The organism is Neptunomonas sp., from assembly GCF_041601355.1.
GTDB lineage: Bacteria > Pseudomonadota > Gammaproteobacteria > Pseudomonadales > Balneatricaceae > Neptunomonas.
In genome coordinates, this window is sequence record NZ_JBFIIH010000002.1 from 63,283 (window position 1) to 79,236 (window position 15,954).

Here is a 15,954-nt window from a genome sequence, read left to right on the forward strand (position 1 = left end):
CCTTAACGCGCCGGAAACTTCCGGCGCCTTATTCTTAGGGGGATCTATGATTCCACTTAAATGGCTCAGCTTTAAACTGCCATTTCATATCTTACTGCTGCCCTTGCTGGCACTAACGTTAGCATTCTCCTTGTCGTTCTCTGGGCTTACACAGGCGGCCGGCTCTGCTGAAGAAAAAACATCACAAGCCAGACCCGCTGAAAGAAAAGTTGCTAGCTTTGCTGGCCCGGAATACTGGAAAGCCATACAACAGGGCGAAACCGGGCGAACACAATCACAGGCCACTGAAGCCAACCAACTCATCAACGTACAAGGTGAAGAGTGGCGCATATGGCGTAACCAATGGGTAACGCCCGCAGGCGCTTATGCCATGGGAGGCACACTTGCTGTACTGCTTATTTTTTATATCTTAGTGGGCCAAAATAAGCTCGACTCCCCACGCACAGGCAATACAGTTGAGCGCTGGAAGCGTTTTGATCGCGCCCTGCACTGGACCGTCGCTACCCTGTTTATCATCTTAGCGATTTCAGGCTTAACCCTGCTCTACGGAAAGTTTTTCCTGCGCGCAGCACTCGGTGATTCACTCTGGGGTAACTACGCAATAGCCTGCAAATTAGCGCATAACTATTTAGGACCTCTGTTTGTACTGGGGCTGTTAGTCATGATCATCAAATGGATGAAAAATAACTTCTTCAACCGCACAGACATAAAATGGTTTATGCAAGGCGGCGGTATGGTGGGTAAAGCCCACCCAAGCGCTGGCTACATGAACGGCGGCGAAAAAGCCTGGTTTTGGGTTCTGACTACCGTCGGATTGGTTGTTTGTATAAGCGGCTTAGTGATGGACTTTCCAAACTTTGGCCAATACCGTGAAACCATGCAGCAGGCTAACCTGATTCACGGCGCTGCTTCACTACTGCTGATAGCAGCATCCTTTGGCCATATCTATATCGGCACCGCCGGTACAGAAGGTGCGCTCGAAGGCATGACAAACGGCCACGTCGATGAAGCATGGGCGAAACAACATCATGACCTCTGGTATAACGAGGTGAAGAACAAAAAGTAAACGAAACAGCCAAGATGCAATAATAAGGCTCTCTTGGCTATATGTTCCACTGAAAAAACCAGACCTGTATCGACTTTACATAAGCAGTTACAGCTCTGGTTTCGCTAATTAACGTAAGACCGGGCGCAAAACAGTGCTCTATCGTCCATACATTTCTATTCTATTTCGCGTAATCAAATACTTTTATACATCTGCATATTCCTCGCAAGACAGTGCCGACCCGAGGCGGACGTTTTCTTAGGACTCCGCTAAGCCAACGAGTAAGTACGTAACCGGCCCCTCTCCTTGCTTAAAACGAACACTATGATATAAATAATAAGAAATATCGTTCTAAGCGTTTCAAAGTTTCCAAGCATTTTCTCCATTAGTACGCACATATCATCGAGCCTAATAATAAATGACTTTGAAAAATAACTGGATCAAAAAAGCAATTCCCTTCTTAACAGTTATTTTCTTATTGTTTTCTATGATGATGTTATGGAGTTTTTACCTGCTCAATAACGGTAATTATTTTCACCAACTAAATATACGTCACTACAAATACACTAATAAATTAAATGAACTGATTTCTGTACCCAGAAAAATAGTTTCAGCAGAAGAACCGCTCAACATCAATCAAATCCGTGAAGCTATTATCAAGATTCGAGAGCAACCTATTGAGTGTCTATCCATGATCAGTCACTCTAATCAACTACTGATGAACTTAATGGGTACCGAGGCAGTAATTACACTGTGCGAAAATGACATCAAAAGCGCTGACGAAACCCTGGATGCACTAACCCGCTATGAAAATGGCACAATCAGTATACAAGTACTTCAAAATCAGCTAGTTAAAGCGCTGTCTGAGTTTAGTAACAACTCAGCTGAATTTGAAGAGCCGGTGGAAAAAATTACTAATTTTATAGAAACCACGACTATCTGGTTGATCATTTTGTCTTCGGCCCTCGTTTTATTCATCACAATGTTTATATCCCGCGCTGTATCAGCAGTACTAACAAACAGGGAAGCAGCAATGGAAGCCCTCGCACAAAGCGAGGAGCTTAATAAACAACTGGCCTACAAAGACACCTTAACGGGCTTACCCAACAGAAATGTACTAGAGAACACCATTAATACGGCGATAGCTAAATCAGTTCGCAACAATTCACAGTTTGCAGTAATGTTTATAGACCTCGATCAATTTAAAGATGTCAACGATACCCTGGGCCATACTGTGGGTGATGAACTGCTTGTTGAGATGGCCAATCGTATTGCGCATACCGTGCGAGAGCCCGATTTAGTTGTGCGTTTTGGTGGCGATGAGTTTGTTGCTGTCACTGATTGTTTTGAATACATTGAAACTATCGACTCAATTGCTCACAGAATCATCGATGCCATCAGCAAACCGATCAAACTAAATGATGCCGAAACATATATTACGGCGAGTATTGGCATTGCCTGTTACCCAAAAAATGGAGGGAATAGTACCTCACTGCTAAAGCACGCCGATACGGCCATGTATCAAGCCAAAAATGCTGGAAGAAATCAGTTTCAAGCCTACGATAAACTATCTGCTAGTAAACAAAATCGTAAGCTAGACTTAGTTAAACAACTTCATCACGCCATTAATAATAATGAGATCAGCCTGGTTTACCAACCTGTCGTCAAACTTTCAGACGGAAGAATCGTAGGCAGCGAAGCACTTTTACGCTGGACCAACGAAAATAATGAAATCATTGGTCCCGATGAGTTTATTCCCATTGCGGAGCATTCCGGGCAGATTATTAATATTGGAAATTGGGTCATACAACAGGCTTGCCAGCAGTGTAAAATATGGCGGGAAGCTGGTGCAGTTAATCATGCAATGGCCATTAACGTTTCCTCCTATCAATTGAAAGACCCAAAATTTTCTAAACGACTATCCGATATTTTAACCGCCTTGTCCCTACCAGCTGAATGCATTCATATCGAAATTACAGAAAACATTGCCATTACCGAAGATCCAGTCTGCGTCGCTACCTTGCACGAACTGGCTGAACTTGGCACCCGACTGCTACTGGATGACTTTGGTACGGGCTACTCCTGTTTGAGTTACCTGAAAGACTTACCCTTCAATGTATTAAAAATCGATAGAAGCTTTATGCCCGCAAACAACACCATTGCCTCAACAATTATTGCAATGGGTCACGAACTGAATATGGAAATCATTGCCGAAGGTATCGAAACAAAGTCGTGTTATGAATTTTTAAAGAACCTTAATTGCCAGTATGGCCAGGGCTCCTTATTCCAAAAGCCAGTCCCACCCAGTGAATTCGATATTTTCAAACAATTTAGGTTTGATTCGGAAAAAAACAAAGCTGAAATAGAGTAATAAAGTTATCGATATAATGCTTAGCTTATAGATTTCAAAGACATTTTCCCTGAATTTATACCTATTCGCATAGTATTGATGATGGACTCCTTTTTTTTGCATCCGATCAGTCGCATTATATCGGCGGTTAAACTTTAGAAGTAACCGGGGCAAAACCGGTATCTGGATGAGGATTGAACATGAAACTGCAGAATAAATTAGCCATCGTCATAGATGGCGGCCGAGGGATTGGTCGTGGTATTACCGACAGATTGTTGGCCACTAGCGCACGAGTACTGATCGTCCAACGCCAACCTATTGATGCGGCGCTGCAAAGTAACCCTAATGTTTTTTATATCCAATCAGATCTAAGCGCGATAGAGGCGCCCTATCAGATCGCCGTAGCTGCGGCCGAGTTAGGTGGCACCGATATTTTGGTCAACAATGCGGGTTATATGTTCGAACAGCATATCGAAGATATGGATGAAGCAAACTGGGATCGCATGATGGTCGTCAATATGCGGGCACCGGTATTCCTCGCTAAAGCGGTACTAAATCAGATGCGCTCCAAAGGTGCTGCCAGCATCATCAACATCGGCTCTATTGAAGGCATCGGTGCTCAGGATGATCCGCAGCAGACCCGACAGGATTTACATGCAATGCACCCCGGCGGACGTACTGGCGAGCCTTCTGATATTGGCAGCATGGCGGCGTTTTTGGCTTCCGATGAGGCAAGATTTATAACCGGACAAACCTTCGTTGTCGATGGAGGCCGAATGGCCAAGCTACCTCTGCCTTTCTGATTCGCAAAAAATAAAAACCGGTAATGATTGTTACCGGTTTTTGAGGCATAGGTCACCCGACAAACAACCAACCTGATTAATAATAAGCACAGGGTATTAGTAATCGATCTCTATATCGCCGGTCACATTGGTGCAACAGGATAATACATAACCTTGTGCTATCTCTTCCTCGCTAATGCCTCCATTCTGAGCCATTTCAAAATCACCTGAAACAACTTTCACCCGGCATGCGCCACAGATACCTATACCACATGCCTTAGGAACATTGATCCCAGCCTCTTTTGCTGCCTCATTCAGGTTAGTGCCCAGTGCCACCGATACTGTGTTACTCGTATCGGTAAAACTGATCTGCACCATCTCTTTAGATTGCAGGTTTTCAACCTCTGCGGCGTCGGCATGTTTCTCCGCTAGCGCTACATCTTTTAGCGGTGTCGCGCCAAATGATTCTTCATGGTAGCGATCCATATCATATCCTGCGTCTTGCAGCATCGATTTGATCGCTTTCATATAAGGATCAGGCCCACAACAAAACACTTCCCGTGTCATAAAATCAGGGGCAATCAAACTCAGCATATGATGGTTCAGATAACCCCGATAGCCACCCCACGTCTGACCAACCTCCGTTTTTTCACAGATTAAATGCATCTGAAAATTGTCGATCCTGGATGACATATATTCCAGTTCGCGGGCGTAGATAATATCTTTGGGAGTGCGAGCGCTATGGGCAAAGACTATATCCACTTCAGAATCGGTATTAAACCACCACCGTGCCATCGACATCACGGGTGTAATCCCCACGCCACCTGACAGCAATAATACTTTTTCCGCCGGAAAGTCCATACAATTGAACTGCCCGACCGGGCCATGAACCGCAATCTGATCACCATGTTTAAGGTTATCATGCAGCCAGTTCGATACTGTGCCACCCGCTACCCGTTTCACGGTAATCGAGAAGCTGTAGGGGATCGAAGGAGAACTCGAAATGGTGTATGAGCGCATCAACCTTTCACCGTCGATCTCCAGCTCTAAAGTGACAAACTGCCCCGGTTTGAAGAAGAACAGTACCGGCTCACTCATTCCAAATGTAAAGGTAATGACATCATGAGTTTCAGCGATTACTTTGACGCAACGCACTTCATGACGACCGTTTAACCAAGTCTGAGTCACCATGGGGTTCATAAAATCGGAGGTATTAAATTCGCTCATCGGACTCTCCTGGCAGCTTTACTAATCTGCCTTGGTTGCTTTGTTTTTATTAGTTGTAATGCTATTAATCGCGAAACCGCTATCAGTAATAGAGTACAAAATTACAGTTCGATACCTGCCTGCCACTCTTTCCATTTCATAGTCATATTTGCACCCAATGAAAGAAAAGGCTCTGGCGGCAATTTAGAAGGTGCCTGATGATCGAGAAACTCGCTTAACATCTCAGACTGACCCAATACCGCATGTTCTGCCGCCATCATACCTGATAGAGTGCCTTTAACTGTTCCTAGTCCATTCTGGCAGGCCGCCGACCAAATTCTCTGCTCTACTTCGCCAAAAGCGGGCATCGAGTTCAGAGACAAGCAAAGCCTACCGCCCCAACGATACTCCATCTCCACACCTTTAAGCATAGGAAAACGGCGAGCAAAAGAGCGATCCTGAAGTTTTTCCGCATTACGCAGGTTCCGCCCAGTGACTTCCATACTCTGATTCAGAGTCGCATGATTACGAACCACCACCCGATTCCCACTGCCCATCAGGTTAGAGCTTCTGCGCACAGTTGTTCCCATCGGATCAGCAGGTAAAATGCCCCAGTCACTGACACCTCCCAGCTTTTTCACTTCTGTTTCAGTCAACGCCCGGGTCATCGATGCATAAGTAAATACATGCAATAGCTGACGCGGGAAAAAGCCGAATGACTGGATATGCCCATTAACCGCTAAAATTACATTCTTCGCCCTGACCGAACCTTTAGTCGTGATCAGTCGGTGCACTGCACCTATATCGATTCCGGTAACCGGACTGTTCTCGTAAAAACCTACCCTCGAACTCATACCTTGTGCAGCTTGGCGGACAAAAGCCGCCGGTTGAATCATCACCGCTCCCGGTGTAAATAAGCCCTGTCGATAAAAATCGATACCGGTCAAATCTTTCATATCTGTCGCATTCATCAACCGATACGTTTCACCCAAACCTTCAAGATGCTGGCGATAGCTCTCTATATGACCGTTTCCCCGAGCCGATCCAGCGGCAGTAACTTTTCCACAAGGATCAAACACTTTAGAACCCATGCCGTATTCTTTTGCCATATCACGGGCAAAATCAATTGCCGCCCGGTTCAGACGGATCTGCTGCAGATCATGATCATGCGCACCAGCGTAAGTTTCAGAATTCAGATCATGGGGCAGATCAATCATAAAACCTGAGTTACGCCCGGCAGGACCACTCGCCAGAGTATTTGCTTCCAGCAGAACAATCGATTCATTACCCACCAACTGACTCAGCCGCCGAGCAGCTGCCAGGCCGGCAAAACCACCCCCGACAACCACCCAGTCAGCGGATATATCACTATTAAGTTGAGGATATTCAGTGGCTGTCGGCAATATACTGTTCCAGGCAGCAGGTCCAGGATCCTTCGGCAATCGCTTTACTTTTATATTTTTAGTCATAAGTCGTTTCCTGTTTGACCGCATGGGCTTCGACTTCGAAACCGCATGCGGACTCACTACTGATGCTGACAGGCCGACTTAACCGTCGACAGCATCATCACTCAGATCAATCCATATCGTTTTCAACTGGGTATACTGATCATGTGCGTGAACAGACTTATCACGGCCACCAAACCCTGACTGCTTATAACCCCCAAATGGTGTGCTTACATCACCTTCTCCGAAACAGTTAACAGTAACGGTGCCCGCACGAACCGACTGAGCAGCCCGCAGTGCTTTTTTAGCATTGGCAGTAAATACAGAAGCAGCAAGACCGTATTCCGTATCATTGGCCACAGCAATCGCTTCACTGTAACTATTGACAGTAATGACTGATAAGACAGGGCCAAAGATTTCTTCTTTTGCCAAACGATCACTATTTTTCACATTATCAAAAATGGTTGGCAGGACATACGTACCATCGACAGATTCACCACCCAGGATTAGGTCATGACCGTCTTCTTTACCCATTTCCAAATACGAACAAACCTTACTGAAATGCCCCTTATCAATCAGTGCACCCAGATGGTTCTGCGGGTCAAGAGGGTCTCCTGTTTTCCAACCACTAGCATGCGCTACAACACGCTCCAGAAGCTGGTCCTTAATACCTGCCTGAACTATCAAACGTGAGCCCGCTGAGCAGTTCTCTCCCATATTCCAGAAGGCTGCCGCAACAACTTGCTCTGCTACCTGATCTAAATTTTCTGCATCATCCAGAACGATACATGGGTTCTTACCACCCAACTCCAGCACCACTTCTTTAATGTTAGAGTCCGCAGAATAATGCAGGAAACGACGACCCGTTGCTGTTGATCCTGTGAACGCGACCATATCCACATCCATATGGCTACCAATCGCTTCACCCACGACCGACCCACTACCGGTTACTACGTTCAGAACGCCAGCAGGCACACCCGCCTCAAAAGCTAACTCCGCTACACGTATCGCGGTCAGAGATGTTTGCGCTGCAGGCTTAACGACCATAGAGCAACCGGCCGCCAATGCCGGTGATATTTTCCAGGCCAGCATCAGGATAGGAAAGTTCCAGGGAAGCACTGCGCCCACAACGCCGACGGGCTCACGAACAACCATAGCAATAGCATCAGTACCAACCGGAGCCGTTTGATCATAGACTTTATCAATCAATTCAGCATGCCAGCTCAGTGTATGAATGACTTCTGGTATATCAATCTCGACACAATCACGAATTGGCTTTCCAGAATCAATTGACTCTAATACCGCTAACTCCAGTGCATTTTTCTCAATCAAGTCACATAATTTAAGTAATACCTTCTTACGCTCAGACGGATGAATCCTGCTCCAGCAACCCTCTTCAAAAGCACTACGCGCTTTTTGAACAGCAAAATCGACATCGTCTTTAGTACAGGCAGCTATCTGTGCAATAACCTCACCGGTTGCAGGATTGGTCACCGCAATCGTTGCGCCATCACTTGCAGGACGAAAAACACCATCAATAAAACTCATTGAAGCGGGAGTTAGACTTGCAGCAACTGCCTTATACTCTTGACACGTTAATAAATCAGACATTGGTTACTCCCCCTTCTCAATCTTGGCAATGTTTTCCTTTAACGTTTGTACAACGCCATGCATCGCTAGTTTTTCGTCCTCACCCAAGCCGAGTAAAGGCTTTCTAACCTCACCACTGACACGACCATCCAGAGTGACACCATACTTTACGCTCTGGATAAATTTACCGCCTTGCTCCAGCACCCGCATGAGTGGCATCATGGCTGACATAATACGACGTCCCTTGATAAAATCTTTTTCTACTACACAGGCGTTATATAGGGCCAGATGCTCTGCCGGAAGGAAGTTAGACCCTGCACAAACCCAGCTTTTAGCTCCCCAGGCAAAAAACTCCAGTGCCTGATCATCCATACCGCAGGCAACCTGAATATGCGGATAGTCACACGCCAGCATATGCAGTCGGTTGATATCACCTGAGCTTTCTTTAATTCCACAAAAATTTGATGATTGACTAATCTTCTCGAAGAATTCAGCTTCCATATTCACACCCATTCGGTCTGGGTAGTTGTACAACATGATGGGCATATCAGCGACACGATCAACAGCCAGAGCATGCTGCGCCAATTCGTTCTGAGTAGGGAGTGAATATGGAGGGGTAGCAACAAGCAGCACATCCGCTCCAAATTTAGCCGCATCTTCAGCCAGTTTTAGCGAAGCGTCCGGGTTAATCGAACCCGTACCAAAGATTATCTGCAGACGATCACCACATATCTCGCGTGCAATCTTTAACAGTTCAACCCGCTCTTCATGGCTTTCGACATAGTATTCACCGGTAGTGCCGCCGATCATCAGGCCGTGAACGCCTGACTCCAGCAAGTACTGTACATGGGTAGAGTAAGCATCGTAGTCGATGGAGTAGTCTTGATTAAATGGCGTAATTACTGGTGTGTAGATCCCTTCGAAATGCATTTCACTCACCTTTGTTATCATTGTTATTAACGTTCGTTTAGGGACAAGAAGATATTGAAAACACTCATCCGGTTTATAAAACAGCTTGATAAAATGGTAACGAGGGGGGGGAGTACTCCACAATCAACCTTTTATTCACAGAAAACATAACTTCAGGTTATGGGAGTCGGGCAATCCCTGAGTTGGCGAAAGTTGAGCAATGAGAGGAAAGCTATATATCAGTTGTGTCTGGATACCCCGGCTGGGACACTGGAGAAACCATTAAATGCGCTTTTTTCTGAGTGCCAGAGGCGATCAGCAGACATTCTGAAATTCGTTTTAATACCTGTTCATCAATAGATGCTGAGTAGATCATATTCATCTTGAGTACTAAATTACTGTTCAATATATGCGTAGGTAACATTCTGGTTTTACCAGGAATCAACAATGATTCCGGCAACAGCGATATAGCGAAGCCTGCATGCACGGCTGTTGCAACGTTTTCAAGCACCGGACTACCGAACACTTGCCTGTGGGGAATATTGGCTTTTTTCAACCCAGCTAAGCATAGATCACGAACAATACAATTATCTTCATGTATAGCGACAGGCATTTCTTCCTGATCTTCCAGCCTGGCACAAACCGGCGCTGACCATATCAAGCGTTCATTCCACAGTAACATCTCGTCTATACTTTCAGCTTCCCCTGCGACAATGGCTATATCCAACTCACCGGCATCTACCTGCTTTCTCAGGTTTCGACTACGATCACAGACTATTTTAGCCTCCAGGTTGGGTAATTCGCGTGTGAGTACCGGCATAAAAAAGTTAAGGAAGTCCTGAGCATAATCCGTCGGAATACCAAAACTGAGTTGACCTGAAAGATCCCTTGCGGCTAAGGCAGACAGCGCAGCATTGTTAAGTTTTAGAAATTGTTCACTGTAACTGAGTAATGTCTTTCCCGCTTCAGTTAACCGGATACCCCGGTTGCTACGTTCCATTAAACAGCTGCCCAACTGTTCCTCAAGACGCTTCATCTGCATGCTGACCGCTGCATGCGAGCGATAAATAGCTTTGGCCGCTTTCTTTAGTTCTCCGGTTCGCACAACCAAGACAAATGTGCGCAACAATTCAAGATCAAGTAATGGGTCCATTGGCTACCCTCCCTGGTTATCAGTTCAATAAACATGAACTGCTAGTTAATTATTAGTTGTTTGCTTGAAGTATGCATTTTTCTTAGTCTAGTAGGCAACTACCTGATAAATGCTTTTCGATAAGTGAAAGCCAGGGACTCATTATTCAAACGAACTGTCGTAATTTAATCCAGTTCGATGTGAACTCAATTCAAGCGTGGAAAATAATATGACGATCAAACAGATCCCGAATCAAATGACAGGCGTTATTTTAACGGGGCACGGTGGCCTTGAAAAACTGCAGTTGCGCACTGACCTGCCAGTACCAACGCCAGGTACAGGAGAGGTACTCATCAAGGTGGGTGCCAGTGGAGTAAACAATACCGATATCAATACGCGTATCGGTTGGTATTCAAAAGGCGTAACCGGGCAAACCAACGCCGGGGCTGCGGATGGATTTGAGACAGCCAATGACAATGACGCAAGCTGGTCAGGTATCCCGCTTGGATTCCCGAGGATACAAGGGGCTGATTGCTGTGGCGAGATTGTCGCGGTAGGTGAGCAGGTAAACCCTGATCGAATAGGTGAAAGAGTGCTGGTGCGTAGCATGCAATCAGTACCCAGAGAAGATGAATTCAGCTGTATTACATTTGGCTCTGAATGTGACGGTAGCTTTGCACAATATACCAAGGCCCTTGCAATTGAAGCATTTACAATACAAAGTTCAATGAGTGATGCCGAGCTGGCATCGTTCCCATGTGCCTATTCTACTGCCGAAAATATGATCGACAGAGCCGGTGTTAAAGCCAATGAAACGGTGCTGATCACCGGGGCATCGGGCGGTGTAGGATCGGCGGCAATACAATTGGCTAAACGTCGCCAGGCTACCGTCATTGCAATCTGTGGCGCAGAGAAGATGGAGCAAGTTAAGGCGCTGGGAGCTGACAAGGAAATCCAACGGGGACAAAGTCTGACGGATATTCTCGCCAATGATTCAGTGGATGTCGTGATTGATTTGGTGGCTGGAGATCAATGGTCAGAGCTACTTGAGCTGTTACGCAAAGGCGGCCGCTATGCAGTAGCAGGCGCAATAGCAGGTCCGATCGTTGAACTGGATGTCAGAACTTTATATCTAAAGGATTTAAGTTTCTTTGGCTGTACTTACCAGCCTAGATCAGTGTTCGAAAATCTGATCCGATATATAGAGCGTGGAGAGATAAAGCCCTTGATTGCTAAAACGTATCCATTACAACAGATCACCGCAGCTCAGCAAGACTTTATGGCTAAAAAATTCATTGGGAAGCTGGTATTACTGCCACCCCGGTAGGATATGTATAAAAACGGGTACCGGTGTGACTGATTAAAACGAGCACTCCTCTCTCTATACTAAGTCGGCCATAGCAATGGCCGGCTTAGTATATTGCCGGTAAAGTGAGACGATAAACAGCCACTCAAAAATAGGGCATAAAAAACCTTATACGACTGTTCTAATGACTGACTTCCAGCTGAACAACAGAGGTCTGCTCATTAGCAATACAGCCAAGAAACCACTCCTTAAACGTTATAAACGCTTCATTATCCTGGCGACTTTCGGAATAAGTAAGGTAGTGTAATTTCTCCCGATAAACCGCCTCCGCCTCCCCTATCCGTATCAATAAGCCCTGCTCAACCATTAGTGATACCAACTGATGCCACCCCAAACAAACACCTTGCTGGTTAAGTACCATATGAATCAGCATATTGTAATCATTAGCATTGAATACATGGCCTCCCCCTACACCAATATCGACATCGATCCCTTGGGAGTTGAACCAGACGCCCCAGTCCACATGTTCGGCAATCTGGGAACGACCATAAGGACTGAGATTAAGTAGGGTATGATTTTTTAGCACGTCCAGATCTTTGATTTCTGGATGTTGCTTCAGATAAAGTGGCGAACAGACTGGGTAGATGAGGTCATAGAACAGCGGGATTGAATGATAACCCTCTCTGGGATCACTTACCTTATTAATAAAAATATCAGGATGCACCCCCGGCTCCATCCTCAGAAAGTTGTTAGTTGTCACTACATTCACATCGATATCTGGATTGGCAGCAAAGAACCCTGGCAGACGAGCCGAGAGCCAAAAAGCAGAAAAAGCAGGCGAACAGCAAATAGTCAGCTCCTGTTTCCGCTTACTGCTATTCTGAATCCGCTGTGCAGCCTGAGCAATATTAACGAAAGACAGGTAGGCGGCATCATAAAAAATGATGCCAGCCTCTGTCAGCTCAACAGCCCGCCCGGTACGCTTGAACAATGTAACCCCTAAAGCGGCCTCAAGCTCACGAATCTGACGGCTGATTGCCGCCTGAGTAACACAAAGGGCTTCTGCTGCACGGGTGAAATTCTGATACTTTGCCGCCGCAACAAAAGACTTCACCGCCCGTAGTGAAGGCATTTTTACCAAAATCTGATCAGGCTCTACATGTTTAACCATAACTGCAGGTATTCAATTCCCTAAATAAAAAGTCGCTTTACCGCTTTTCAACCCACCCATACACTGAATTTCAGATCAGGGTAAGTCTATCGCTTGCAAGTTATACCCTTACAAGGCGTGTCGACACGACTGACAACGACACAACAATGACTCATAGCGTCGATACGTATTCAGGGCCGACACTGTATTTAGAATAAAACTTTAGTTGCAATATACACGTCCAGACCAGTATAAGCATAACAATAACAGCGACTACAGCAATGTAGCGTTATGGGAGCACTACAATGACCAGCAAAATCAAAACTCTGGAGCTGATCAATCAGCGTAAACCGCGCCATGCCCTGACCCGGGAAATCTATCGTGACGAGGACGTGTACCAGCAGGATCTGGAGCAGATCTGGCACAAAGAGTGGATTTTTGCCGGCCATACTTTTGAGATAAAAAAACCTGGCGAATACATGACCCTTCAGGTTGGCGACTATCCGGTTGTAGTCGTACGCGATGACGCCGGTAACGTCAGAGCATTTCATAACGCGTGTCGTCATCGCGGCTCTCGTGTCTGCTCTGAATCTAAAGGAAAAGCAGCTAAACTAGTCTGCCCTTATCATAAGTGGACTTTTGGTCTGGATGGTAAACTGCTATTCGCTGGCAATATGGGCGAGCAATTTAACAACAACGAACATAATCTTATGCCCGTTAATTGCGAAGTGGTGAATAGCTACATTTATATCTGCGTAGCCGATCAGGCACCGGGTTTTGAACAATTCCGCAGAGACCTGAGCCCATTTATCGCCCCGCATAATTTGGAAAACTGCAAAGTTGCCCATGAAGCAGATCTGGTAGAAGACGCAAACTGGAAGTTGGTATTTGAAAATAACCGGGAATGTTTCCATTGTGATGCTAACCACCCTGAACTGCTGAACTCCTTTGTTGAAAACCTTTCAGTTGCCGGCGTAGGCGGCGATGATGACCCTGAATTGGTAGAACACTGGGATAAATGTGAAGCGGCAGGGCTGCCGAGTCGTCTGGTGATGGATACAAACGGCCAGTATCGTATGACCCGCATACCGCTGTCTGCAAAAGCTGTCAGCTATACAATGGATGGGCAACCCGCCGTTAACGGTCGACTTGTTGATACCGATGTTAAAGACATCGGTGCCCTGCTATACTTTAAATACCCTTCCACCTGGAACCACTTTCTCGGTGACTATGCGCTGAGCTTTCGCGTACTGCCTCTTAATTCAGGGCAAACACTGGTAACAACCAAGTGGTTGGTCCCAAAAGACGCGGTTGAAGGGGTCGACTATGACCTCGACAATCTTACTAAAGTCTGGCTAGCTACCAATACTCAGGACAAAAAACTGGTTGAGGAAACCTTTCGCGGAGTCAGCTCACCCTCATATATTCCGGGACCATTTTCTGACATCGCTGAGAATGGTGTGTGTCAGTTTGTCGACTGGTACTGCGATACCATGAGGCAAAAACTCAAAGCCTAATCAGACCCATTATGAAGCCTCTGCTTGCCCTGCCTGCAGAGGCTTTTTTATATCGGCTACTTTTATTGGCGGTTCACCATGCACCTGGTCAGCACTGGAGATCAGCTCCCCCCCTTGAAGCTCGCGCTTTGTTTTATGGCTTTGACGGTAACGTCCTGAATTAGGGGCCTTATTATCTGATTCCGGCAACACGGCTGGATTAATAATAACCGCAAGTTATGGTTTTTACGCTAAATATGTCGTTGGACGCTATCGGGTAAAGACCTTAACTTAATAAGCATAAATGAAAGCCACAAGAAAACGGACGTCGCGGTGAGATGACAATGCAGACACCGCGATAAACACAAAAATAATCATAAGAATGCAGAGGGTAGCATGACAGACAGCACAGATATTCTGTCGATCAACAATGTCTTCAAAGTATTCGGCGAACAGCCGGAAGTAGCGATGAAGATGTTGCGAGACGGCTCAGGTAAAGATGAGATCTTTGAAAAAACCGGTCAGACCGTCGGTGTTTTCGATGCCAGTTTCACTGTCAAAAAAGGTGAAATATTCGTCATCATGGGCCTATCCGGTTCAGGAAAATCGACGATGGTTCGCTTGCTAAACCGCCTGATAGAACCGACTGCCGGTAGCATAAAGCTGAACGGCAGGGACATTACTGTACTGGGCGACGCCGAACTACTGGATGTACGTCGCAAAGAGATGAGCATGGTGTTCCAGTCTTTTGCCCTTATGCCACATATGTCCGTTATTGAAAATGCAGCCTTTGGCTTAGAAATATCCGGGGTCGAAAAGAAAGAGCGTAACCTGAGAGCGCTGGAAGCACTTCAACAAGTTGGCCTGGGGGAACATGCTGAAAGTTACCCTCATCAACTGTCCGGCGGAATGCAACAACGAGTCGGACTAGCTCGGGCTCTGACCAATGACCCTACCATTCTGCTGATGGATGAAGCCTTCTCGGCACTAGACCCCTTGATCCGTCACGAAATGCAGGGCGAGTTGATCCGCCTTCAAAAAGAGCAGGCTCGCACTATCATCTTTATCTCACACGACCTGGATGAAGCGATTCGCATCGGCGACCGCATTGCCATTATGGAGGGTGGCCGGGTCATTCAGATCGGCACACCGAAAGAAATTATGCGTAACCCTGCCGATGCTTATGTTGAAAGTTTCTTCAAAGGTGTTGATGTCAGCAAGATCCTTAAAGCAGGGGATATAGCCTGTCCACAGAGCGCCTGCAGAATTTATATTAACGGCGCAGTTCAGCCATTTAATCCGGCTAACAGTCAGTTTGGCTATCTGCTGGATAGCAGCGATAAACTGCATGGCGTTGTTTCCCTTATGTCTGTTGATGCCCAAACCAGTGTCGACTCATTATTGAAACAACAGTTCGATCAGCACCACTGCGTTTACAACGACGAAATGATTAACGATGTGGTAAAAAAAGTCGCTAATTCTGAGTACCCGCTTCCTGTCATAGAACGCAATGGCACTTTTTGCGGTGTAATCTCCAAAGACC

Annotated in this window: 12 protein-coding genes; 6 read left to right on the plus strand and 6 right to left on the minus strand. The window is 46.1% G+C overall.

Annotation, left to right across the window (positions count from 1 at the left end):
- The first annotated feature begins 46 nt into the window (after positions 1 to 46).
- The 3 genes from ABY436_RS00685 (at position 47) to ABY436_RS00695 (ending at position 4,198) form a co-directional block, all read left to right on the plus strand.
- Positions 47 to 1,066 (plus strand): formate dehydrogenase subunit gamma, encoded by a 1,020-nt coding sequence (locus tag ABY436_RS00685; RefSeq protein WP_372737102.1) that lies wholly within the window; start codon positions 47 to 49, stop codon positions 1,064 to 1,066.
- A 397-nt stretch (positions 1,067 to 1,463) separates the two neighbouring features.
- On the plus strand, positions 1,464 to 3,416 hold the full coding sequence (locus ABY436_RS00690) for a putative bifunctional diguanylate cyclase/phosphodiesterase (protein WP_372737103.1): 1,953 nt from the start codon (positions 1,464 to 1,466) through the stop codon (positions 3,414 to 3,416).
- A 179-nt stretch (positions 3,417 to 3,595) separates the two neighbouring features.
- A complete protein-coding gene (locus ABY436_RS00695; RefSeq protein WP_372737104.1) occupies positions 3,596 to 4,198 on the plus strand; it encodes an SDR family NAD(P)-dependent oxidoreductase in 603 nt (200 codons plus the stop codon).
- A gap of 96 nt (positions 4,199 to 4,294) precedes the next feature.
- Here ABY436_RS00695 and ABY436_RS00700 read toward each other — a convergent pair whose 3' ends face one another.
- The 5 genes from ABY436_RS00700 to ABY436_RS00720 all read right to left on the minus strand — a co-directional run bounded on the left by ABY436_RS00700 (position 4,295) and on the right by ABY436_RS00720 (position 10,480).
- Positions 4,295 to 5,404, minus strand: a complete 1,110-nt coding sequence (locus ABY436_RS00700; RefSeq protein ID WP_372737105.1) for an FAD-binding oxidoreductase — start codon at positions 5,402 to 5,404, stop codon at positions 4,295 to 4,297.
- Between the two features lie 101 nt (positions 5,405 to 5,505).
- Complete coding sequence (locus ABY436_RS00705) at positions 5,506 to 6,852, minus strand: NAD(P)/FAD-dependent oxidoreductase (RefSeq protein WP_372737106.1); 1,347 nt, start codon at positions 6,850 to 6,852, stop codon at positions 5,506 to 5,508.
- Positions 6,853 to 6,930: 78 nt separating this feature from the next.
- Complete coding sequence (locus ABY436_RS00710) at positions 6,931 to 8,439, minus strand: aldehyde dehydrogenase (protein ID WP_372737107.1); 1,509 nt, start codon at positions 8,437 to 8,439, stop codon at positions 6,931 to 6,933.
- Positions 8,440 to 8,442: 3 nt separating this feature from the next.
- Positions 8,443 to 9,348, minus strand: coding sequence for a dihydrodipicolinate synthase family protein (locus ABY436_RS00715; RefSeq protein ID WP_372737108.1), 906 nt, complete (start codon positions 9,346 to 9,348; stop codon positions 8,443 to 8,445).
- Positions 9,349 to 9,559: 211 nt separating this feature from the next.
- On the minus strand, positions 9,560 to 10,480 hold the full coding sequence (locus tag ABY436_RS00720; RefSeq protein ID WP_372737109.1) for a LysR family transcriptional regulator: 921 nt from the start codon (positions 10,478 to 10,480) through the stop codon (positions 9,560 to 9,562).
- 208 nt (positions 10,481 to 10,688) lie between these two features.
- Here ABY436_RS00720 and ABY436_RS00725 point away from each other — a divergent pair, with 208 nt between their 5' ends.
- Complete coding sequence (locus ABY436_RS00725; RefSeq protein WP_372737110.1) at positions 10,689 to 11,786, plus strand: alcohol dehydrogenase family protein; 1,098 nt, start codon at positions 10,689 to 10,691, stop codon at positions 11,784 to 11,786.
- Positions 11,787 to 11,946: 160 nt separating this feature from the next.
- On the opposite strand, the gene ABY436_RS00730 is transcribed toward ABY436_RS00725, so the two are convergent.
- Positions 11,947 to 12,936 (minus strand): LysR family transcriptional regulator, encoded by a 990-nt coding sequence (locus tag ABY436_RS00730; protein ID WP_372737111.1) that lies wholly within the window; start codon positions 12,934 to 12,936, stop codon positions 11,947 to 11,949.
- 284 nt (positions 12,937 to 13,220) lie between these two features.
- On the opposite strand from ABY436_RS00730, the gene ABY436_RS00735 reads away from it, so the two are divergent.
- Positions 13,221 to 14,432, plus strand: a complete 1,212-nt coding sequence (locus ABY436_RS00735; protein WP_372737112.1) for an SRPBCC family protein — start codon at positions 13,221 to 13,223, stop codon at positions 14,430 to 14,432.
- Between the two features lie 375 nt (positions 14,433 to 14,807).
- Positions 14,808 to 15,954, plus strand: a 1,147-nt coding sequence (locus tag ABY436_RS00740) for a glycine betaine/L-proline ABC transporter ATP-binding protein (RefSeq protein WP_372737113.1), incomplete at its 3' end; no start/stop codon positions are given.